Source organism: Leifsonia sp. HAY1-4F, assembly GCF_056755275.1.
Map to the genome: position 1 here is coordinate 1 of NZ_JBNDHX010000064.1, position 22178 is coordinate 22178.

20 protein-coding genes are annotated in these 22178 nt (G+C 69.0%); 8 read left to right on the forward strand and 12 right to left on the reverse strand.

Annotation, left to right across the window (positions count from 1 at the left end):
* Positions 1-132 precede the first annotated feature (132 nt).
* On the reverse strand, positions 133-2661 hold the full coding sequence (locus ACPYOG_RS12750) for an Rne/Rng family ribonuclease (RefSeq protein ID WP_481294567.1): 2529 nt from the start codon (positions 2659-2661) through the stop codon (positions 133-135).
* A 308-nt stretch (positions 2662-2969) separates the two neighbouring features.
* Between ACPYOG_RS12750 and ACPYOG_RS12755 the strand changes: the two genes are divergently transcribed.
* Positions 2970-3587, forward strand: a complete 618-nt coding sequence (locus ACPYOG_RS12755; protein WP_481294568.1) for a vitamin K epoxide reductase family protein — start codon at positions 2970-2972, stop codon at positions 3585-3587.
* Positions 3588-3723: 136 nt separating this feature from the next.
* On the opposite strand, the gene ndk is transcribed toward ACPYOG_RS12755, so the two are convergent.
* The 5 genes from ndk to ACPYOG_RS12780 all read right to left on the reverse strand — a co-directional run bounded on the left by ndk (position 3724) and on the right by ACPYOG_RS12780 (position 10250).
* On the reverse strand, positions 3724-4146 hold the full coding sequence (gene ndk / locus ACPYOG_RS12760; protein ID WP_481294569.1) for a nucleoside-diphosphate kinase: 423 nt from the start codon (positions 4144-4146) through the stop codon (positions 3724-3726).
* Positions 4143-4553 carry a DUF4233 domain-containing protein gene (locus tag ACPYOG_RS12765; protein WP_481294570.1) on the reverse strand — a complete coding sequence of 137 codons (411 nt, stop codon included), beginning with the start codon at positions 4551-4553 and terminating at the stop codon, positions 4143-4145. Before ACPYOG_RS12765 ends, ndk begins: the two co-directional genes overlap by 4 nt.
* Positions 4550-5917 (reverse strand): bifunctional folylpolyglutamate synthase/dihydrofolate synthase, encoded by a 1368-nt coding sequence (locus tag ACPYOG_RS12770; RefSeq protein ID WP_481294571.1) that lies wholly within the window; start codon positions 5915-5917, stop codon positions 4550-4552. Before ACPYOG_RS12770 ends, ACPYOG_RS12765 begins: the two co-directional genes overlap by 4 nt.
* 31 nt (positions 5918-5948) lie before the next feature.
* On the reverse strand, positions 5949-9287 hold the full coding sequence (ileS, locus tag ACPYOG_RS12775; RefSeq protein WP_481294572.1) for an isoleucine--tRNA ligase: 3339 nt from the start codon (positions 9285-9287) through the stop codon (positions 5949-5951).
* A 342-nt stretch (positions 9288-9629) separates the two neighbouring features.
* A complete protein-coding gene (locus ACPYOG_RS12780; protein ID WP_481294573.1) occupies positions 9630-10250 on the reverse strand; it encodes a TetR/AcrR family transcriptional regulator in 621 nt (206 codons plus the stop codon).
* 66 nt (positions 10251-10316) lie between these two features.
* Between ACPYOG_RS12780 and ACPYOG_RS12785 the strand changes: the two genes are divergently transcribed.
* From ACPYOG_RS12785 to ACPYOG_RS12805, 5 genes are all read left to right on the forward strand, one after another.
* On the forward strand, positions 10317-11639 hold the full coding sequence (locus ACPYOG_RS12785) for an MFS transporter (protein WP_481294574.1): 1323 nt from the start codon (positions 10317-10319) through the stop codon (positions 11637-11639).
* Between the two features lie 82 nt (positions 11640-11721).
* The gene (gene valS, locus ACPYOG_RS12790) at positions 11722-14343 is read left to right on the forward strand and encodes a valine--tRNA ligase (protein ID WP_481294575.1); all 2622 of its coding nucleotides are present in this window, start codon (positions 11722-11724) and stop codon (positions 14341-14343) included.
* Positions 14340-14786, forward strand: coding sequence for an N-acetyltransferase family protein (locus tag ACPYOG_RS12795; protein WP_481294576.1), 447 nt, complete (start codon positions 14340-14342; stop codon positions 14784-14786). Before valS ends, ACPYOG_RS12795 begins: the two co-directional genes overlap by 4 nt.
* Before the next feature lie 71 nt (positions 14787-14857).
* Entirely contained in the window at positions 14858-15415 is a 558-nt protein-coding gene (locus tag ACPYOG_RS12800; RefSeq protein WP_481294577.1) for an N-acetyltransferase family protein, read from the forward strand.
* On the forward strand, positions 15415-15687 hold the full coding sequence (locus ACPYOG_RS12805; protein WP_481294578.1) for a hypothetical protein: 273 nt from the start codon (positions 15415-15417) through the stop codon (positions 15685-15687). The genes ACPYOG_RS12800 and ACPYOG_RS12805 overlap by 1 nt, the downstream gene beginning before the upstream one ends.
* Positions 15688-15708: 21 nt before the next feature.
* Here the strand turns inward: ACPYOG_RS12805 and ACPYOG_RS12810 are convergent, their stop codons facing one another.
* The 3 genes from ACPYOG_RS12810 to ACPYOG_RS12820 are packed head-to-tail and all read right to left on the reverse strand — an operon-like array spanning position 15709 to position 17827.
* Positions 15709-15891, reverse strand: a complete 183-nt coding sequence (locus ACPYOG_RS12810) for a hypothetical protein (RefSeq protein WP_481294579.1) — start codon at positions 15889-15891, stop codon at positions 15709-15711.
* Positions 15888-17141, reverse strand: coding sequence for an MFS transporter (locus ACPYOG_RS12815; protein WP_481294580.1), 1254 nt, complete (start codon positions 17139-17141; stop codon positions 15888-15890). Before ACPYOG_RS12815 ends, ACPYOG_RS12810 begins: the two co-directional genes overlap by 4 nt.
* Positions 17141-17827, reverse strand: coding sequence for an ArsR/SmtB family transcription factor (locus ACPYOG_RS12820; RefSeq protein WP_481294581.1), 687 nt, complete (start codon positions 17825-17827; stop codon positions 17141-17143). Before ACPYOG_RS12820 ends, ACPYOG_RS12815 begins: the two co-directional genes overlap by 1 nt.
* A gap of 118 nt (positions 17828-17945) precedes the next feature.
* On the opposite strand from ACPYOG_RS12820, the gene ACPYOG_RS12825 reads away from it, so the two are divergent.
* Positions 17946-19997 (forward strand): M3 family metallopeptidase, encoded by a 2052-nt coding sequence (locus ACPYOG_RS12825; protein WP_481294582.1) that lies wholly within the window; start codon positions 17946-17948, stop codon positions 19995-19997.
* Between the two features lie 18 nt (positions 19998-20015).
* Here the strand turns inward: ACPYOG_RS12825 and clpX are convergent, their stop codons facing one another.
* On the reverse strand, positions 20016-21290 hold the full coding sequence (gene clpX, locus ACPYOG_RS12830; protein ID WP_192628810.1) for an ATP-dependent Clp protease ATP-binding subunit ClpX: 1275 nt from the start codon (positions 21288-21290) through the stop codon (positions 20016-20018).
* A 136-nt stretch (positions 21291-21426) separates the two neighbouring features.
* Positions 21427-21696 carry a hypothetical protein gene (locus tag ACPYOG_RS12835; protein WP_481294583.1) on the reverse strand — a complete coding sequence of 90 codons (270 nt, stop codon included), beginning with the start codon at positions 21694-21696 and terminating at the stop codon, positions 21427-21429.
* A gap of 38 nt (positions 21697-21734) precedes the next feature.
* On the opposite strand from ACPYOG_RS12835, the gene ACPYOG_RS12840 reads away from it, so the two are divergent.
* The gene (locus tag ACPYOG_RS12840) at positions 21735-22052 is read left to right on the forward strand and encodes a hypothetical protein (protein WP_481294584.1); all 318 of its coding nucleotides are present in this window, start codon (positions 21735-21737) and stop codon (positions 22050-22052) included.
* Here the strand turns inward: ACPYOG_RS12840 and ACPYOG_RS12845 are convergent.
* Positions 22045-22178, reverse strand: a 134-nt coding sequence (locus ACPYOG_RS12845; protein WP_481294585.1) for an ATP-dependent Clp protease proteolytic subunit, incomplete at its 5' end; no start/stop codon positions are given. The two genes, ACPYOG_RS12840 and ACPYOG_RS12845, sit on opposite strands and share 8 nt — an antisense overlap.

A 22178-nucleotide genomic window follows, 5' to 3' on the forward strand; every position in this document is an offset into this window, starting at 1 on the left:
CCCCCCCCCCCCCCCCCCCCCCCCCCCCCCCCCCCCCCCCCCCCCTCAAAACAAACGCCCCCCCCCCAGATTAGCGAGTGTCTCGTGGGCTCGGAGATGTGTATAAGAGACAGTGTCGGGACCATTCGATGGCTACTCGCCCTTGGGCGCGAGCTCGCCGCCTGCGATGACGGTCGTGCTCGCCCGGCGGCTGCGGCCACGGCCCTGACCCGGCTCCTTCGGCGCCGGGAGCGCGTCGAGCACGGAGTCGAGCAGCAGCTCGGCCTCTTGAGGCAGCGGACGCGGGGTCGACGGGACGACGGCGGGCTCCGGCAGGTCGAGCAACGGGAGGTGCGGCTCCTCCGCCGGCGTGTCCGCAGCCTCTGCGGCCGGGACATCCGTCGCTGCCTGAGTGCCCGTCGGGGCTGCGGCGTCCGCCCGCGGACGGTCGATGCCGCCCTTGGCCTTCCGGCGGCGCTTCTTCGGCCCCGTGGCCTCCGGCAGCGACACGTCGGCGGTCGCGCCACTGACCGGCTGCGCCTCCGCCGGGCTCTCCTGCGGCTTGGCCTCGTCGTCGTGGTGGATGGTGGAGGCGGCGATCTTGGCGAGCGCGTTCTTCGCATCGTCCGTGATGGCGTGCGTGCCGTTGTGGCCCGCTCCGGTTGCGGCGCCGTTCGACCCGCCGCTGCCGGTGATCGGGCCGTTCCCGCCACGGCCGCGCCGACGGTCGTTCTGCGGCTGCTGCTGCGGCTGTCGGTGCTTCACCACAGGATCGTGGTGGACGACGACTCCGCGGCCGGCGCAGACCTCGCACGCCTCGCTGAAGGTCTCCAGCAGGCCGAGGCCCAGCTTCTTGCGGGTCATCTGGACGAGACCCAGCGACGTGACCTCCGCCACCTGGTGCTTCGTCCGGTCGCGGCTCAGGCACTCCACCAGTCGGCGGAGGACGAGGTCGCGGTTGGTCTCCAGCACCATGTCGATGAAGTCGACGACGATGATGCCACCGATGTCCCGCAGTCGCAGCTGCCGGACGATCTCCTCGGCGGCCTCCAGGTTGTTCTTGGTGACCGTCTCCTCCAGGTTGCCGCCGGAGCCGACGAACTTGCCGGTGTTCACATCCACGACGGTCATGGCCTCGGTGCGGTCGATCACGAGCGAACCGCCCGACGGGAGCCAGACCTTGCGCTCCAGCGCCTTCTCGATCTGCTCGGTGATGCGGAACTCGTCGAAGGCGTCCTGCTCCCCGGTGTACGGCTCGACGCGGTCGAGCAGGTCGGGGGCGACCTGACGCAGGTAGTTCTCGATGGTCTGACGAGCGTCGTCGCCGGCGATCACCAGCTTCTGGAAGTCCTCGTTGAAGACGTCGCGGATGATCTTGATCAGCAGGTCCGGCTCGCTGTGCAGCAGGGCGGGCGCCTGCTGCGACTCGACCCGTGTGCTGATGTCGGCCCACTGGGAGGTGAGCCGGGTGACGTCGAGGGTCAGCTGCTCCTCGGTGGCACCCTCGGCCGCGGTGCGGACGATGACGCCGGCGTTCTCGGGGAGCACCTCCTTGAGGATCTTCTTGAGGCGCGCGCGCTCCGTGTCCGGGAGCTTGCGGCTGATGCCGTTCATGGATCCGCCGGGCACGTACACGAGGTAGCGGCCGGGCAGCGATATCTGGCTGGTGAGGCGGGCGCCCTTGTGGCCGACCGGGTCCTTGGTGACCTGGACGAGGACGCGGTCGCCCGGCTTCAGCGCCAGCTCGATGCGGCGCGGCTGATTGCCGGTCTCTGCGGCATCCCAGTCGACCTCGCCGGAGTAGAGCACGGCGTTGCGGCCGCGGCCGATGTCGACGAACGCGGCCTCCATGCTCGGCAGGACGTTCTGGACGCGGCCCAGGTACACGTTGCCGATCAGGGACGCCTCCTGCGAGCGGGCGACGTAGTGCTCGACCAGCACCTTGTCCTCCAGCACGCCGATCTGGATGCGGCCACCCTTCGAGCGGACGACCATCTGACGGTCGACGGACTCCCGGCGGGCCAGGAACTCGGCCTCGGTGATGACGGGACGGCGACGGCCGGCATCCCGCCCATCCCGCCGGCGCTGCTTCTTGGCCTCGAGGCGCGTGGAGCCCTTGACCTTCTGCGGCTCGGTGATGAGCTCAGGCTCGCGTGGCGCGCGCACCTTGACCACGGTGTTGGCCGGGTCGTTGGCGTCGTCGCGGGCCGTCTCGCCGGCGCGGCGGCGCGAACGGCGGCGGACACCGCCGGCCGGCTCCTCGTCCGTCTCCGCGAGCGGGGGCAGCGGCAGCACGTCGGGTGCCTGGAAGAGCAGGGTCGTCGGCGGGAGGCCGGGGGCGGCGGCAGCCGCCGGGACCTCGGGCTCGCCGTGCCGCTCAGGGAGGGCCGGCGGCTCGAGCGCCCCCGAGGGCGCGGGCTCGGCCGCTTCCTGCGTGGGCGCGTCGACGTCGGGCTGACCGGCGGTCGGTTGAGCCGCGATCGCACCCTCGGCGTTCGACGGGGCCGCGACCGGCTGATCGGCGACGGGCTCAGGAGGCGTCGGAGGTGCGAAAGCGTCGGCGTTCGCCGCCTGCGGAGACTTCCTCACCACGCGTCGCGTGCCGAAGAGCCCCTTGCGCTTCCGTCCTCCCGTCTCCGTCTCGTCGTTGTCCGTGTTCTCGAAATTTTCGTTATCCACCATCGCTGGTGCACTCCTCGACCGGTGCGGCTCCCCGCTCCCCGGGTACTCTCCGTCGGGAGGCGGCGCGTGCGGCGCCCCCCTCAATCCTGTTCGGATGCCTCCGGGCTCGTGGCGCGGCCTGCATCCGGCTCATGGTCACCACCGGCCTCCACGGCCGGCATTTCAACGGGCGCTCTGGGCGCCCTCAAGCCTTCTGTCGCTGTTTCCGGCCTCGGCCGCAACGACTGCTCCAACGATTATCGCACGCGCCGAGGACGACTCGGGTCCGTTCCCAGGGCGACACGCAGGCGTCATGCCATAATCCGAGGGTGTCAGCCAGCCCTGCCGAGGCCGCGTACCGCCGCCCGACCGCTCTCGCCGTATTCCTCATCGTTGCCGGACTGATCGGGTTCGCGGCCGCCTTCGCGCTCACGCTCGACAAGATCCATCTGCTGCAGGATCCGAACGCGCAGCTGTCGTGCAACTTCAATGTCCTGGTGGGATGCGCGAAGAACCTGAACTCGTGGCAGGGCGATCTGCTCGGCTTCCCCAATCCCCTCATCGGGCTGGGAGGCTGGACCGCCACGGTCGCCGTCGGCGTCGGCCTGCTGGCCGTCCGGGCGCCCTTCGCCCGCTGGTACTGGATCACGTTCAACGTGGGCGTGCTGCTCGCGCTGGTGCTGGTGATCTTCCTGATCACGGAATCGATCACCGTGCTGAACGTGCTGTGCCCCTGGTGCATGGTCACCTGGACCGTGACCATCCCGACTTTCTGGGCGGTGACGCTCTACAACCTCAAGGAGGGCAACATCCGCCTCCCGGAGCGTGCGCGCCGAGTGGCGCGCACGCTGTACGGCTGGGTGCCGCTCATCACGGTCGTCTCGTACGCGATCGTCGCCGTGCTGGCGCAGATCCAGCTGGACTGGATCCACCGCGCCTTCGTCTGACCCGCCCGCGATTCGTGACGAATGTCGCCCTGCGCTCGCGCTAGGTGCACATTCGTGACGAATGTCGCCCTGCGCTCGCGCCACGTGCACATTCGTGACGAATGTGGCGGGGTGGGGGCGACGGACGACGGAGGGGTCAGCCGAACCAGAGGGTGAGCTCGCGGGCGGCGGACTCGGGCGAGTCGGAGCCGTGCACGAGGTTCTGCTGCACCTTGAGGCCCCAGTCGCGCGCGAGGTCGCCACGGATGGTGCCCGGCAGCGCGGTGGTCGGATCGGTGGCTCCGGCGAGCGAGCGGAAGCCCTCGATCACGCGGTTGCCCGCGAGGCGGATGGCGACGATCGGGCCGGACTCCATGAACTCGACCAGCGGCTCGTAGAACGGCTTGCCCTCGTGCTCGGCGTAGTGGTGCGCGAGGAGTTCGCGGTCGGCCTGCAGCATCCGGATGTCGACGAGCGAGTAGCCCTTCGCCTCGATGCGGCGCAGGATCTCACCCGTGAGATTGCGGGCGACTCCGTCCGGCTTGATGAGCACGAGGGTCTCTTCGACGGCACTGGTCATGGGTTCTCCGTTCCGTTGTCGGCCGCCGGAGCGGCCCTGTTGTTTCGGTCGATGCGCGCGGCGGCGATCATGCAGTACGCCCACATGGCGGTGAAGATCGCGCCGACGATGAAGAAGGCGGGGACGAGGAGTCCGGCCGCCACGACGATCAGCTGGATGACCCATCCCAGCACCACGCCGGCCGTGTTCCTGAGCAGTCCGATCGCGACGATAGTAAGCACGATGAGCGCCGCTCCCCCGCCGAGAGCCACTGCGGCGGGCAGCGAGTGCAGTCCGAAGAGGACGAGCGCTCCGAGGAAGACGACGAGCAGCTCGAAGCCGAGGACGATGGAGCCGAGCAGTTCGCGGAGCGACCGCTGACGCCGCTGAGAGCGTGGAGGGCGCCCGGATGCGGGAGCGTCCGTCACGACGCCGCCTTCTTCCACTCCTGCTCCTCGGCGTAGGCCATGGCCTGGCCGACGAGCACGATGCTGCCCGCGACCACCACCGCGCGCCGGCCTTCCTCGCCCGCCCAGTCGCGGGCGGACTCGAGGGCGTCGATCGCGTCGGCGTAGACGATGGTCGCCTCGTCGCCGACCTCTTCGCGCACGAGGTCGCCGAGTTCCTCGGCGTCCCGCGCGCGATCGGAGGCGGGCTGGGTGACGAAGAACTGCGTCGCCACGGGAGCCAGCGCACGGACGACGCCGCGCGCATCCTTGTCGGCCAGGATGCCGAGGACGAACGTGATCTCGTCGAAGTCGAAATAGCTGCGGAGCGCCTCGGCGAGGGTCTCTGCGCCCGCCGGGTTGTGGGCCGCATCCACGAGGATGCTGGGCTCGATGCCGATCAGCTGCAGCCGGCCGGGCGAGGTTGCTGTCGCGAACCCCTCCTCGACCAGGTCTGCTTTCAGGGGCTGCGTCCCGCGGCCGAGGAAGGTCTCGACCGCAGCGACCGCGACTGCGGCGTTCTGCGCCTGGTGGTCGCCGTACAGCGGCAGGAAGACGTCCTCGTAGGTCGCGGCACGACCGCGCACGGTCACGAGCTGCCCGCCGACAGCGACCCGGGTGGATGCGACGTCGAAGTCGCGCGGCTGCTCCGAGAACGTGGACTCGGTCAGTGCGGCCGCTTCGCGCAGCACCCGGTCGGCCTCGGGAGCCTGGGCCGACGAGACGACGTCGGCGGACGGCTTCACGATGCCCGACTTGGTGCGGGCGATCGCTTCGACCGTGTCGCCGAGCGCCTTGGTGTGGTCCAGAGCGATCGGCGTGAACACAGCTACCTGGCCGTCGCCGACGTTGGTGGAGTCCCACTCGCCGCCCATGCCGACCTCGATCACCGCGACATCCACGGGAGCATCTGCGAAGGCGGCGTATGCCAGCGCGGTCAGGGCCTCGAAGAACGTCAGCGGCGCCTTGCCCGCGTCCGTGAGCTCAGCATCCACGATGTCGAGGTACGGGGTGATGTCCTCCCAGTTGCGCACCAGCGACTCGTCGTCGATCGGCTCGCCGTCGATCATGATGCGCTCGTTGAAGCGCACGAGGTGCGGGCTCGTCAGCAGGCCCGTGCGGAGCCCGTAGGCCCGCAGCAGGCTCTCGGCGATGCGGCTCGTCGACGTCTTCCCGTTCGTCCCGGTGATGTGGATGATCGGGTATGCGCGCTGCGGATCGCCCAGCAGTTCGACGGCGCGGCGCGTGGCATCCAGCCGTCGCTCGGGCGCGCCTTCGCCGACGCGCGCCAGCAGAGCCTGGTACACGGCCTCGGCGCGCTCTCGGAAGTCTCCCTCGTCGGTCACCGCTTCTCCTCCAGAATCCTCATGCTCAGCCTCATGACAGTTTGGTCACGCCGACGGTGAAGGCACCGGCGTTGGCGAATTGGCCTGCCCCGAACCGCTGCTCGAACGTCGCGCCGTCGTCGGACGCGCCGTCGGAGGACGATTCGGCGGCCGACAGCTGCACCGCCAGGGCCAGCGTCTCCGCCGCGATGTCGACATCGACGGCGAGGTCGAGCGCGCGCGCATCGTCCTCGTGCTCGAAGGCCAGGTCGAGGCGGATGCGGTCGCTCACGTCCAGCCCGGCTGCCTTCCGCGTGTCCTGCACGGCACGGATGATGTCCCGCGCGAGCCCTTCCGCCTCCAGCTCCGGTGTGGTCGCGGTGTCGAGCAGGACGAAGCCGCCACCGGCGAGTAGCGCAAGAGCCGCGGTGCCGTCGCCGCCGGACGCCGTCTCCAGGACGAGGTCGTACTCCCCCTCCGCCAGCTCGATGCCGCCGACCGTCACGAGGCCGTCGATCTCCGTCCAGTCGCCCGCCCGGGCGGCCTGGATGACCTGCTGCACCTGCTTGCCGAGGCGCGGGCCTGCTGCGCGCGCATTGACCGTCAGCCTGCTCGTGATGCCGTAGCGGGCGGCGCTGTCGTCCTGCAGCTCCACGAGCTCCACGGACTTGACGTTGAGCTCGTCGCGCAGGATGCCCTCGAACGGACGCAGCGCCTCGGCGTTGGCCGCCACGACGGTCAGCGACGCGAGCGGAAGACGCACGCGCCGGCCGGCCTGCTTGCGCAGGGACAGCGCGGTCGAACTGATCGCGCGGATGCGGTCCATCGCATCCGCCAGGGCGTCGTCCGCCGGGAACTCGTCCGCCTCCGGCCAGTCGGTGAGGTGCACGCTGCGGCCGCCGGTGAGGTCCTTCCAGATCCGCTCGCTCACGAGCGGGAGGAGGGGCGCGGCGACGCGTGTGAACGTCTCCAGGACCGTGTAGAGCGTGTCGAACGCCTCCGACCCCGCTCCCGACTCGTCGACGCCGGCCCAGAACCGGTCGCGCGAGCGCCGCACGTACCAGTTGGTGAGCACGTCGGCGAAGTCGCGCAGCTTGGCGGCGGCGAGGGTCGAGTCCAGCGCGTCCAGATCGGCGGTGACGGCCTCCACCAGATCGCGCGTCTTGGCGAGCAGGTAGCGGTCGAGCACATCCCTGGATGCCGTGGACCGCTTGGCGTCGTAGCCCGTCGCGTTGGCGTACAGGGAGAAGAAGTACCACGTGTTCCACAGCGGGAGCAGGACCTGACGGACCCCTTCGCGGATGCCCTCCTCGGTGACGACGAGGTTGCCGCCGCGCAGCACGGGACTGGACATCAGGAACCAGCGCATCGCATCCGACCCGTCGCGGTCGAAGACCTCGTTCACGTCCGGATAGTTGCGCAGCGACTTCGACATCTTCTGCCCGTCGCTGCCGAGCACGATGCCGTGGCTGATGACGTTCTTGAACGCCGGACGGTCGAACAGCGCGGTCGCGAGCGTGTGCAACAGGTAGAACCAGCCGCGGGTCTGCCCGATGTACTCGACGATGAAGTCCGCCGGGTTGTGGCTGTCGAACCAGTCCCGGTTCTCGAACGGGTAGTGCACCTGGGCGAACGGCATCGACCCGGAGTCGAACCACACGTCCAGCACGTCCGGGATGCGGCGCATGGTCGAGCGGCCGGTCGGGTCGTCCGGGTTCGGGCGGGTCAGGTCGTCGATGAACGGCCTGTGCAGATCCGGCTCGCCCGCCGCGTTGAGCGGCAGGCGGCCGAAGTCGCGCTCCAGCTCCGCAAGCGACCCGTACACATCCACTCGCGGGTACGCCGGGTCGTCACTCTTCCACACGGGGATGGGCGACCCGAAGTAGCGGTTCCGCGACACCGACCAGTCGCGGGCGCCGGCCAGCCACTTGCCGAACTGGCCGTCCTTGACGTTCTCGGGCACCCAGGTGATCTGCTGGTTGAGCTCGCCCATCCGGTCGCGGAAGTCTGTGACGCGCACGAACCAGCTCGACACCGCCTTGTAGATGAGTGGATTGCGGCAGCGCCAGCAGTGCGGGTACGAGTGCTCGTAGCTCGCCTGGCGAAGCAGTCGGCCCTCCTCCTTCAGCATCCGGGTGAGGGGCTTGTTGGCGTCGAAGACCTGCAGGCCGGCGACCTCCGCGACGTCCGGCAGGAACCGGCCGCCGTCGTCGACCGAGATGATGACCGGGATGCCGGCCTTCTCGGTGACGCGCTGGTCGTCCTCGCCGTAGGCGGGCGCCTGGTGGACGATGCCCGTACCGTCCTCGACGGTGACGTAGTCGTCGACGAGGATGCGCCAGGCGTTCTGGGTGCCCCACTTCTCGGTGTCGGCGTAGAAGTCCCAGAGGCGGTCGTACTCGACGCCCTCGAGCTCAGCGCCGCGGACCGTGCCGGAGACGGCGGCCAGAGCGTCGGCGGGCGACTCGTAGCCGAGGTCCTTGGCGTAGTTGCCGACCAGGCTGGTCGCCAGAAGGTAGCGCCCGCTCAGCACCTGCTGGTCGGGCTCGCCGTACGAGTCGGCGGCGCCGTTCGGCCCCGACGGGACGACCGCGTACTCGATGTCGGGACCGACGGCGAGGGCGAGGTTCGTCGGCAAGGTCCAGGGCGTGGTGGTCCAGGCGAGAGCACGGACGCCGGTGAGGCCCAGGGACTCCGCCTTGGCGCCGACCAGCGGGAAGGTCACGGTGACCGTCTGGTCCTGCCGCATCTTGTATACGTCGTCGTCCATCCGCAGCTCGTGGTTGGACAGCGGGGTCTGGTCGCGCCAGCAGTACGGGAGCACGCGGTAGCCCTCGTACGCGAGACCCTTCTCGTGCAGCTGCTTGAACGCCCAGATGACCGACTCCATGTAGGTGGCGTCGAGCGTCTTGTAGTCGTTGTCGAAGTCGACCCAGCGCGCCTGGCGGGTGACGTACTCGCGCCACTCCCGGGTGTAGTGCAGCACGGAGTCCTTCGCGGCCTGGTTGAAGGCGGCGAGCCCCATCTCCTCGATCTGGCTCTTGTCGGTGATGCCCAGCTGCCGCTCCGCCTCCAGCTCGGCGGGGAGACCGTGGGTGTCCCATCCGAAGCGGCGTTCCACCTTCTTGCCGCGCATCGTCTGGAAGCGCGGGAAGACGTCCTTCGCGTAGCCGGTCAGCAGGTGACCGTAGTGCGGCAGGCCGTTGGCGAAGGGAGGGCCGTCGTAGAAGACCCACTCCTCGGCGTCGTGCCGGTTGTCGATGGAGGCGCGGAAGGTCCCGTCCTGGTCCCAGAACTTCAGGACGTCGGTCTCGATCTCGGGGAAGACCGGGCTCGCGCTGACGTCGGGGCGCTGCGACTCATCGTCCGCGGCGGACTTGGGGTACGGCATCTCACTCCTGGCAGGTTCTCGTGCTGCACGAGGACGCCGGACGTTCGCACGCCCGTCGCGGTACCACCCCGCTTGCCCCACCCGCCGCCGGTGCCGGACGGAGCCTCTCATTCTTCGGCTGTGACGGGCCGGACCCGTTCGGTTCTAGTGAGCGCCGCTTGCGCGACGGCCGTTCTTCCGAAGACTCGCCGGTGATGGCCGGGTCAGTGTCTGTGCGTCCATCGTACCGGGTTCGGGGCTCGCCCGTCCCGTTCGCGAGCGAATGCGGTGGTTCGTCACGACTGCGGGTGCTCGCGCAGCCGCAGTCGTGACGAAAGGCAGCAGTTGCGACGCGAGGAGCCGTCAGGCGAGGAGGTCGGCGTAGCCGGCGCAGACCGGCGCGACGGCGGCCCGGACGAGCGGGGTGAGCGGACCGCGGCGAACGCCCGCCCGCGCCCACGCGGCGGCAGCGGAGACGGCGGCGCCGACGACGGCCGTGGCCGCAGCACGCGGGAGCAGAGCGTCCGCCGACGCACCCGTGCGCGCGGCGAGGAACGATTGGAGGCTGCGCACCAGCCCGAGAAAACGCGGCAGCGCCGAGGCCTGCAGCTCCGCGTCGGTCCCCATGAGCTCGACCTGGGTGACGGCGAGCGGAAGGCGTCCTGGACCGAAGGAATCGGCGAGCCGCGTGATCGCCTCGAGCACCGCATCCATCGGCGGGAGCGCCGGGTCGACGTCGGCGGCGGTCGCGTCGAAAGCGGTGAGCGCCTCATCCACCTCCAGCCAGAGGAGGTCGCTCTTGGCGGCGAAGTAGTTGAAGAAGGTGGCCCGGCTGACGCCGGCGCGGCGCGCGATGTCGTCGACGGTGGTGCGGGCGTAGGTCTGCTCGAGGAACAGTTCGGCGGCCGCCTCGGCGATCATGCCGCGCGAGGACGAGCGCGGACGACCGGAGCCGGACGGTCGCGTGGAATGCGGGAGAGCCATCCTGCGTTCCCCCCTCGTGCAATTATTGGACCCGGTCCACATATTAATCCGTTCCGAAGGACACCTGTGACTACCACCACCAGCCCCGTCCGCAGCGAGACCGACCGCCCGGGGATCACCCCGGGGACCGCCCGCCGCGTCACCATCGCATCGTTCGTCGGAACGGCGCTCGAGTCGTACGACTTCTACCTCTACGCGTACTTCGCCGCGTTCTTCGTCGGCCCGCTGTTCTTCACCCCGCTCGGTTCGTTCGGGGGCGCGCTCGCGGGCTTCCTGGCCATCGCCGCCGGCTTCGTCATCCGGCCGATCGGCGCGATCGTGTTCGGGAACCTGGGCGACCGGATCGGACGCCGCCCGACCCTGCTGATCACCATCCTGCTCATGGGCATCAGTACGGGACTGGTGGGCGTGCTGCCGACGTATGCGGCGGCCGGATGGTTCGGCGCGATCGCGATCGTGCTGCTGCGTCTGGTGCAGGGCTTCTCGGTCGGCGGCGAGTGGGGCGGCTCCATCCTCCTCGCCACGGAGTACGCCAACCCGAAGCGTCGCGGTTTCTACGCGGCGCTCCCCCAGCTCGGCTCGCCGGTCGGCTCCATCCTGAGCGCCGTCGTGTTCATCGTGCTGACCCTGAGCATGTCGTCGGCCGACCTCGCGTCGTGGGGATGGCGGATCCCGTTCCTCACGGCGTTCCCGCTGCTGCTCGTCTCTCTCTACCTGCGCTGGTCGATCGACGAGACCCCGGTGTTCCGCAAGCTGCTGGAGACGGGGACGCGCGACCGCTTCCCGATCCTCGATGTGTTCGTGAAGGCTCCGGCCGGGTTCGTGATCGGGATCGGCGCGGCCATCCTCGGAATCGGCTCCTACTCCCTGATGAACACCTACATGGTCGGCTACGGCACGGCGGTGCTGAAGTTCCCCTACCAGGACCTCCTCGTCGCGACCACCATCGGCGGGCTGCTCCAGCTGGTGACCATCCCGCTGTTCGGGCTGTGGGCCAACCGGATCGGGTCCGCGCGGGTCGTCGCCATCGGCGCGATCGGGACGCTGATCGTCGCGTTCCCGATGTACTTCCTGCTGCAGTATGCGACCTTCGGCATCCTCGTCGGCAGCATGATCGTCGGCGGCATCCTGCCGACGCTCTCATGGGCGGGGCTCGGCGGGCTGATGTCCGACCTGTTCCCGAGCGAGGTCCGCTACAGCGGCCTGTCGGTCGCGTACAGCATCGCGGCGCTGCTGACCTCGTTCGTGCCTGCGCTCACCCAGGTGTTCGGCCAGGCCACCGGCAACGCCTGGTGGCACCCTGGCATCGTGCTCGCGGTCATGTCCGCGATCACCCTGGTCGCCGCCCTGTACGCCGCCCGGAGGAAGCCCATCGTCGACGAGGTGTGAGCGCTTTCGGTACGCTTGACGGGATCCCACACTCAGGCACCCCGTGGACACGGTGCCGTACATATCGACTCGGAGGACCCTCATGAGCGCGCACAGCGTACCCGACAAGCCCGCACTGGAGGGACTGGAGTCGAAGTGGGGTGAGCGCTGGCAGGCCGACGGCACGTTCCGGTTCGACCGGGATGCGGCGCTCGCAGCCGGCCGCGACGGGGTCTACTCGATCGACACTCCGCCGCCGACCGCTTCGGGGTCGCTCCACATCGGCCACGTCTTCAGCTACACGCACACGGATGTCGTGGCGCGATTCCACCGCATGCGCGGCCAGAAGGTGTTCTACCCGATGGGCTGGGACGACAACGGGCTGCCGACCGAGCGGCGCGTCCAGAACTACTACGGCGTCCGCTGCGACCCGTCGCTCCCCTATGACCCGGACTTCGTCGCTCCCTTCGAAGGCGGAGACAACAAGAGCACGAAGGCCGCCGACCAGAAGCCGATCTCGCGCCGCAACTTCATCGAACTGTGCGAGCGGCTGACGGTCGAGGACGAGAAGCAGTTCGAGGCGCTCTGGCGCATGCTCGGCCTGTCGGTCGACTGGTCGCAGACCTACCGGACCATCGGCCACGACTCGCTGCGCGTCTCGCAGCTCGCGTTCCTGCGCAACATCGAGCGCGGGGAGGCCTACCAGGCGCTGGCGCCGACGCTGTGGGACATCACGTTCCGCACGGCCGTCGCGCAGGCCGAGCTGGAGGACCGCGAACAGCCGAGCGCCTACCACCGGGTGACCTTCCACGGCCCCGCCGGTCCCGTCTTCATCGAGACGACCCGGCCGGAGCTGCTTCCCGCCTGCGTCGCGCTGGTCGCGCATCCCGACGACGAGCGCTACCAGCCCCTGTTCGGGACGACCGTGCGCACCCCCCTGTTCGACGTGGAGGTGCCGGTCGTCGCCCACCACCTGGCCCAGCCGGACAAGGGATCGGGCATCGCCATGATCTGCACGTTCGGCGACATCACCGACGTGACCTGGTGGCGGGAGCTCGACCTGCCCAACCGGACGATCATCGGCTTCGACGGCCGCATCCTCCCGGAGCCGCCCGAGGCGGTCACGACGGAGGCCGGCAGGACGGCCTACGCGGAGCTCGCCGGCAAGACGGTGTTCTCGGCCAAGCAGGCGGTCGTCGAGCTGCTGCGCGCCTCCGGCGATCTCGTCGGCGAGCCCAAGCCCATCCAGCACCCGGTGAAGTTCTTCGAGAAGGGCGACCGCCCGCTCGAGATCGTCTCGACCCGCCAGTGGTACGTGAAGAACGGCGCGCGCGACGAGGAGCTGCGGCAGCGGCTGATCGAGCTCGGCCGCGAGATCGACTGGCACCCCGACTTCATGCGGATTCGCTACGAGAACTGGGTGAACGGCCTCACCGGCGACTGGCTGATCTCGCGCCAGCGCTTCTTCGGCGTGCCCATCCCGATCTGGTACCCGTTGGACGCCGAGGGAAATCCGGTCTTCGACCAGCCGATCCTGCCGACCGAGGACCAGCTCCCGGTCGACCCGTCCTCGGACACTGCGCCCGGCTTCGACGAGGCGCAGCGCGGCCAGGCCGGTGGCTTCATCGGCGAGCACGACGTGATGGACACCTGGATGACGTCCTCGCTCACGCCGCAGCTCGCGGGAGGCTGGAAGCGCGGCCCGAACGGGACCGACGACGAGCTGTTCGACGTCGTGTTCCCCTTCGATCTGCGTCCTCAGGGCCAGGACATCATCCGGACCTGGCTGTTCTCGACGTTGCTGCGCGCGAAGCTGGAGGCGGATGTCGCACCCTGGCGCAACGCCGCCCTCTCCGGCTTCATCGTCGACCCGGACCGCAAGAAGATGTCGAAGTCCAAGGGCAACGTGGTCACGCCCGCCGACATCCTGGAGCGGCACGGATCCGACGCGGTGCGCTACTGGGCCGCGTCCAGCCGCCTCGGCACCGACGCGTCGTTCGATCCGCAGAATCCGACCCAGATCAAGATCGGGCGCCGGCTCGCGATCAAGCTGCTCAACGCGGCCAAGTTCATCCTCGGATTCGACGAGCCCGCCTCGCTCGACCTCGATCAGGTGACCAGCCCGCTCGACCGCAGCATGCTCCAGAACCTCGCCGGTGTGGTCGCCGACGCGACGGCCGCGCTCGAGGGCTACGACCACGCGCGGGCGCTGGAGATCACCGAGACGTTCTTCTGGACGTTCTGCGACGACTATCTCGAGCTCGTGAAGGAGCGTGCGTACGGCGAGGCGAGCGCCGAGCAGGTCTCGGCCCTCGTCGCCCTCCGCATCGCCCTGTCGGCCTTCCTGCGGCTGCTCGCGCCGGTGCTGCCGTTCGCGGCGGAGGAGGCGTGGAGCTGGTTCCAGGAGGGATCCGTCCACGTCGCCGCCTGGCCGCACGCGACCGAAACGGCGCAGGAGTGGAGTTCCGACCGCGAGGTCCTTGCGATCGTGGGCCGGGCTCTGACCGGGATCCGTGGTGCCAAGACCGCGGCGAAGGCATCGCAGCGCACGCCGGTCGATTCGGCCGTCATCGCCGGACCTCCTGCCGAGATCGCGGCCGTCGAGGCCGCAGCGGGCGATCTCCGCTCGGTGGGCAGAATCGACGACCTGCGGTTCGCCTCCGCCGATGAGCTGGTGGTCACCGATATCGTGCTGGCCACGGCCCCGAGCGAGGAGGAACGATGACGGTGACCGTCAGACCGGTGCAGGACAACGAGTTCTTCACCTGGCTCGACCTCTACGCGGGTTACGGCGACTTCTACGAAAATCCCGTGACGGACGAGAAGGCGCTCCTGGTCTGGAGCTGGATCTCCGACTCCGGGAACGAGTTGGAGGCGTACTTCGCCGTCGACGAGGAGGGCCTGCCCATCGGGCTGGCGCACGTGCGCGAGTTCGCCCGTCCCCTCGACGGGAGCAAAGGTCTGTACCTCGACGACCTATTCGTGGCGCCCGGTGCACGGGGCGCGGGAGCCGGCTCGGCACTGCTGGATGCGCTGCGCGAGGCCGCCAAGGATCGCGGCCTGTCGGTCGTGCGCTGGATCACGGCGAAGGACAATGCGACAGCGCGGCGCCTTTACGACAGGTTCGCTGAGAAGACAAGCTGGGTCACATACGATCTCGTCCCCTGAACCTGACCGTTATATGGTCGGAGCACGCACCGGATTCACAACCGGGCGCGCCCATGCGAACGGAGGAATCCATGTCGATCGAGGTTCGACCGGTCAGGGACGGCGATTTCTTCGCCTGGCTCGATGTCTACGCGAAGTATGCCGAGTTCTATAACACCCAGCTGACCGACCAGAAAGCACTTCTGCTGTGGTCCTGGCTCACGGACGCCGATCACGAGGAGAGTGGCTACGTGGCCGCCGACGGCGAACGCGTGCTCGGTCTCGCCCACGTGCGGGAGTTCGCGCGCCCGCTTGAGGGCGACCGAGGCCTGTTCGTGGACGACCTGTTCGTGGTCGACGAGGAGCGGGGCCGGGGCGTGGGCGCCGCGCTCATCCAGAAGGCACGATCGCTCGCCGAGGAGCGGGGACTCGGGGTGGTCCAATGGATCACCGCGCAGGACAATACAACGGCGCAGAAGCTCTACGACGACGTCGCGAGCCGTACATCGTGGGTCACCTACGAGATCGACCTGACGAAGGCCCGCGCGAGCGGACAGGGCGGCGAACCGGCGGAGAGCGCCGACTCCTCAGGCGGGCAGTCCGAGACCGGGGACGCGGAAGCGGCCCACACGACGGCGGGACGCGGCTGATGCAGCTCGGAACCCGCTGGGCCGTCGGCGGACAGGCCCCCGCCTCCCTGCCCGAGGTCGTCGCCTTCGCCGTGCAGACGGTCGAGGAGGAGCTCGTGGCCACGGACGTCGAGACCACCGGCTGGAACTGGACGCTCACCTGGCTCGAGGCGAAGCCGGTCGTCACGCTCGACGACGGCACCGAGATCCACTACAACCCGCAGGAGGACTCGGCGACCATCACGCAGCCGGTCGAGGTCGACACGTCGGACTACGACGTGGACGAGGCATAGCGCGCGGGTCGACGCGCTGCGTCAGAGCCGCAGCTGCGGGCATGCGCGGATAGCAGCATCCCGTGTCCGCTCGACGCGCGCGACCCGCTCGGCGTACGCCACCGCGTCGAAGGGACGCACGCCCCAGGCGATGAGCGCACGTCCGAGGCGCAGGGCGAAACGGCGGGTCAGGGGACGATAGACGGAGACCGGGACCGCAGTCATGACGGTTGTCCTTCCGGGATGGGTTCGGCAGCCGGCACCTGAGCGGACGCCGACAGGATCAGACGGGACGCGACGAGCGCGAGAACGACCACGAGGCCGCCGCCGATGACGAACGGCAGCCGGAGGTCGATGCGGGCGACGAAGCCGCCGAGGACGGTGGCGATGGGAGTCATCCCCCAGCCGATGGTGCGGACGATGCCGAGGGCTCTGCCGAGCATGGCGTTCGGGATGACGGCCTGCCGGAGGGCGCCCCAGGGCACATTCCAGACGGCGACCCCGAACGCGCCGACGGCGTAGGCGGCGATCGCGGCCCACACGTTAGTGCTGAGCCCTACCCCGAGGATGCCCAGGCCGCTGACCAGGATCGACCAGAACATCACGGGGCCGCGGCCGAAACGCGCGACGAAGCGACTGGAGACGAGCGCGCCCGCCAGCGCGCCCACCCCCACCGCAGCGGTCACGACACCGATCAGTGCCGCGGGGACGGCGAACGTCTGCAGCAGGAGCAGGACGACGCTCCCCTGCGCGAACGCGAGCGCGGACGCCGTGGTCGAGGTGAGCACGATCATCCAGCGCAGGAAGCGCTGCTGCCAGAGGAAGCCGATGACCGCGGGAAGCGACGGCCTGGTGCCGAGCATCCCCTCCACTCGGTCCGGCTGGTGAGCGTGCGCGGCGGCGACCGGGATGCTCAACGCCAGCATCCCGGCCACCAGGAAGCCGGCGCCGGTCAGCCAGATCGGGAGCACGATCGCCACGGCGAACAGGAATCCCGCGATCGGAGTGGCGATGAAATTCTGGATGGTGATCTCAGCCGACTGCATCCTCCCGTTCGCGCGGTCCAGCTGGTCGCGGGAGACGAGTGCGGGGACGACCGTAGACGTCGCGTTGTCGAAGACCGTCTCCCCCAGCCCGAAGGCCAGCACGCAGCCGTAGAGCAGCCAGATGGTCAGAGTGCCGGTCGAGATCAGCACCGCGAGCACGGCGGCGACGGCGAAGCGCAGCGAGTTCGCCACAGCCATCGCGATCCGGCGGTCGACACGGTCGAGGAGCATTCCCGCGGGGATGCCGAAGAGCAGCCATGGCAGGAACGTCACCGCGCTCACGCCGGCGATGAGCGCCGGGTCGCGGGTGAGCGTCGTCGCGATCAGCGGGACGGCCGTGCGGCCGAGACCGTCCGCGAGGTTGCTGGCGATCGCAGCGGTCCACAGCCGGGCGAAACCTGCGCCCAGTGGAGTCGCCGCCGCGGCCATCAGCGGTCCTCCTGCTCCACCAGGGGGAAGGCGTTGAACTGGATCTGGACGCGCTTGCGCTCGCCCCGCTCGCCCCGCTCGTCGACCGCGGCCCGAGTCGCTGCGCCGGCGTCCTTCGCGCCGCTGTCGGTGGCCGCCTTCCACTTCTCCTTCAACCGCTCCTGGAGCGCGTAGTACTCACGCCCCAACTCCGCCAGCTGCTCGCGCGTGACCTCCAGATGCGAGGTGGAGAGCGTGCTCGCCTCCATCCATTCGAAGCCGAAGGTGTCGAGTCCGCGCCGCAGGAAGGTCGCGAGCCGACGTTCGTTGTTCTGCTGCCAGCCGAGCGAGATCAACTCGTTCGCTTCTCGGCCCGCGGGAGTGCCGAGCGTCTCCGGCGAGCCGATGGTGACGCCGCCCGGAGCCATCCGCCACCAGCGCTCGCGTCCCGAGCCGCGCTCCGTGTCCTCCACGATGATGTCGTGCTTGGCCAGCTGACGCAGGTGGTAGCTCGTCGCCCCGCTCGACTCCCCCAGCCGTTCGGCCAGCATGCTGGCGGTCGCCGGACCGAAGTCCGAGAGTTCGTTCATGATCTCCACCCGGAGCGGGTGCGCTAGGGCGCGGAGAGCAGTCAGGTCGAGGGCATTCTGCCAGGGCGCCCGCGCTTCCGCGGCGCTCGGATCGACGGGCGCTTCCTCGTTTGTCATGCCCTCAGGTTAGCAATGCCAAGGGTTCTTTGCAACCTGTTCTTTGCAGTCTTTTCTTTGCAATGATTGCTTTGTATGCTTCCCTTGCCCGGCCACTCGGGTTGTCTAGGCTGAGCAGATGGCCGACACCGCGAATCCCTTCTTCTCGCCGAGCACGCTCCCCTACCAGCTGCCTCCTTTCGCGGAGATCCGGGATGAGCACTATCGCCCGGCCTTCGAGCAGGGCTTCCAGGAGCAGTTGGCCGAGATCGAAGCGATCGTCGCCTCCGACGAGCCCGTCACGTTCGAGAACACGATGCTCCCCCTCGAGCGGTCGGGTCAGACGCTCAACCGGGTGGCGGAGGTCTTCTTCAACAAGAGCTCCTCGGACAGCACGGACTTCACGAACGAGCTGGAGGAGGAGATCGCTCCGCTCCTCTCCGCGCACCACGACGCCATCCGCCTGAATCCGGCGCTGTACGCGCGCATCGCGTCGCTTCACGAGCGCCTCGACGACCTGGGCCTCGACGCGGAGTCGCGCTACCTCGTCGAGCGGTATCACACCGAGTTCACGCTCGCCGGCGCCGGGCTCGACGATGCGGACAAGGAGCGGTTGCGCGCGTACAACCAGCGCCTGTCCACGCTCACCACGCGCTTCGAGAAGAACCTCCTCGCCGACACCAACGACCTCGCCGTCGTGTTCGATACCGCGGACGAGCTGGCCGGTCTGGGCGAAGGCGAGCTCTCCGCCGCGGCCCAGGCGGCCGCCGATCGCGGACTCGACGGAAAATACGTGGTCACCCTCGTGCTGCCCACCGGCCACCCGTGGCTCGCCGACCTCACCCGGCGGGAGGCGCGTGAACGCATCATGAGCGCCTCCCGTGCCCGAGGGATTCGCGGCGGAGACCATGACAACCGCGACCTCGTGCTCGAGATCACCCGGCTTCGCGCCGAGCGCGCCCGCCTGCTCGGCTTCGACACGCACGCCGCCTACGTCACCGCCGATGAGACCGCCCGCACGCCGGAGGCCGTCGCGGACATGCTCGGACGGCTCGCGCCGGCGGCCGCCCGCAACGCCGCCGCTGAACAGGCCGACCTGCAGCGGCAGCTGGACGACGGCGACGGCGAGGCGGACGCGGTCCGCGCCTGGGACTGGGCGTACCTCACCGGTAAGGTCCGCGCCGAGAAGTACGACGTCGACCTGGCAGCGATGCGCCCCTACTTCGAAGCCGAACGCGTGCTGCACGACGGCGTGTTCTTCGCGGCGAACCGCCTCTACGGCCTCAGCTTCACGGAGCGCCCCGACCTCGTCGCGTACCACCCGGAGGCTCGGGTGTTCGAGGTCCGCAACGAGGACGGGTCGGAGCTGGGGCTCTACCTCCTCGACCTCTACACACGCGACTCGAAACGCGGCGGCGCGTGGATGAATCCCCTCGTCGCGCAGTCCGCTCTGCTCGACACGCCGACCGTCGTCGTCAACAACCTCAATGTGCCGAAGCCCGGCGCCGGCGAGCCGACACTCCTCACGTACGACGAGACGAACACGCTCTTCCACGAGTTCGGGCATGCGCTGCACGGCCTCTTCGCACGGGTCACGTATCCGAAGTTCGCGGGGACGAACGTCTTCCGCGACTTCGTCGAGTTCCCGAGCCAGGTCAACGAGATGTGGATGCTGTGGCCGGAGGTCCTCGAGAACTACGCCGTCCACTACACGACGGGCGAACGGATGCCGCAGGAGCTGGTCGACAAGCTGCACGCCTCGGAGTCGTTCAACCAGGGCTTCGCGACGAGCGAGTACCTCGCCGCTGTCCTGCTCGACCAGGCCTGGCACCGCATCACCGCCGACGACACGGTCACCGATGTCGCAGCCTTCGAGGCGGACGCCCTGACGACCGCCGGCCTCGACAATCCCGGCGTGCCGCCGCGCTACTCGAGCACGTACTTCGCGCACACGTTCTCCGGCGGATACGACGCCGGGTACTACTCGTACATCTGGAGCGAGGTGCTCGACGCCGACACGGTCGAATGGTTCCGTGAGAACGGTGGGCTGACCAGGGCCAACGGCGACCGCTTCCGCTCGCGGTTGCTCGGCGTCGGAGGCTCCAAGGACCCGCTCGAGGCGTACCGCGACTTCCGCGGACGGGATGCGGACATCGAGCCGCTGCTCAAGCGCCGCGGCCTGAACGGCTGAGCTGCAGACCGCCGCTGCTCAGGCCGACTTCTCCTCGCGACGCGGACGGTGAGGGACGATGGTCGGCGCCGCGTTCTCGAGCACAGCCTCCTTCGTCACGACCACGCGTGCCACCTCGGAGCTGGACGGCACCTCGAACATGATCGGGCCGAGCACCTCCTCCATGATGGCGCGGAGCCCGCGGGCGCCCGTCTTGCGAAGCACGGCCAGGTCGGCGATGGACTCGAGAGCGTCGTGCTCGAACTCGAGCTGCACGCCGTCGAGCTCGAACATCCGCTGATACTGCCGGACCAGCGCGTTCTTCGGCTCGGTCAGGATCTGCATGAGCGCATCCTGGTCGAGCGGGGTCACGGTGGTCACGACCGGGAGGCGGCCGATGAACTCCGGGATCAGACCGAACTTGTGCAGGTCCTCCGGCAGGACCTCGCTGAAGAGGTTGATGTCGTCGCCCTTGGAGTGCAGCGGGGCGCCGAAGCCGATGCCCTTCTTGCCTGCCCGTGAGGAGATGATCTCTTCGAGGCCCGCGAACGCGCCAGCCACGATGAAGAGCACGTTCGTGGTGTCGATCTGGATGAATTCCTGGTGCGGATGCTTGCGCCCGCCCTGCGGCGGCACCGACGCGACGGTGCCCTCCAGGATCTTCAGCAGCGCCTGCTGCACGCCCTCGCCGGACACATCCCTTGTGATCGACGGGTTCTCGGCCTTGCGGGCGATCTTGTCGACCTCGTCGATGTAGATGATGCCGGTCTCAGCCCGCTTGACGTCGTAGTCGGCGGCCTGGATGAGCTTCAGCAGGATGTTCTCCACGTCTTCGCCGACGTAGCCGGCCTCCGTCAACGCAGTAGCGTCCGCCACGGCGAACGGCACGTTGAGCCGGCGGGCGAGCGTCTGCGCGAGGTAGGTCTTGCCGCATCCGGTCGGGCCGATCAGCAGGATGTTGGACTTCGCGATCTCGACGTCGTCCATCGCATCGGCGGCCGTGATCGTCTGCTTGGCGCGCACCCGCTTGTAGTGGTTGTAGACCGCCACAGCCAGAGCCCGCTTGGCCGCCTCCTGGCCGATGACGTACTCCTCCAGGAACCCGAAGATCTCCTTCGGCTTCGGAAGGTCGAACTCGCTCGACGCCTCCTCGCCCGCCTCGGCGAGCCGCTCCTCGATGATCTCGTTGCAGAGCTCGACGCATTCGTCGCAGATGTACACGCCTGGACCGGCGATCAGCTGCTGCACCTGCTTCTGGCTCTTGCCGCAGAAGGAACACTTGAGCAGATCGGCGCTTTCCCCGATGCGTGCCATCCCTCTCCCCACCTTCGTCGTGTCTGTTCCGTCGAGCCTAACCCGCGCTGCCGACAATGGCGCGCACCTCGCGCCTAATTGCTTCACGCGGCGATTCTGCTCGCAGCAGATCGGTCCGGTTCCTACAGCGCCCAGGTCACAGCAGGTGACGGAAGTAGCGCTCGGGTGCGTCCAGGAACGACCGCCAGTGCGTGACGATCTCCAGGTCCTCCCACCGCGACTCGCGCATCCCCCACTCGCCCAGCTCCAGGATGTGCGCTCCGGGCAGCGCGGCCAGGATCGGCGAGTGCGTCGCGCACAGCACCTGCGTGCCGCGACCCACCATGTCGTTCAGCTCGGAGAGCCACGTCAGCGTGGATCCGAACGAGAGCGCCGCCTCCGGCTCGTCCAGGCAGTCGAAGCCCATGGAAGAAGCGCCACTTGGGCGTTCCGAGGCTGCGTTCCGTGCGCAGCCAGCCGCCGAGCGGCGACTCGCTGGGTCGCGTGACGTGCGACCCGTTCGTGCTGCCACCCTCCGGCGGCATCCCGTATGCGGTCGCGATGCCCTCGATGATGGTCGACTTGCCGCTCCCGTTCTCGCCCACCAGGAAGGTCGCCATGCGGCAGTTCCAAGCCCTCGCGCAGCAACTGGGCGACGGCCGGGATCGACGCCGGCCAGACCGACGGGTCGAAGACCGCCTCCGGGTCGGCGTAGAGACGACGAACGGGGCGGTCATCGAAGAGACCGCCCCGTTCCGCCATGCAGCGAAGGCTACTACTTGACCAGTGCCGGCAGCTGCTTGCGGCTGGTGAGCACCTGGTCGATCAGGCCGTACTCGAGGGCCTCGTCCGCGGACAGGATCTTGTCGCGGTCGATGTCCTTGTTGACCTGCTCCACCGAACGGTTGG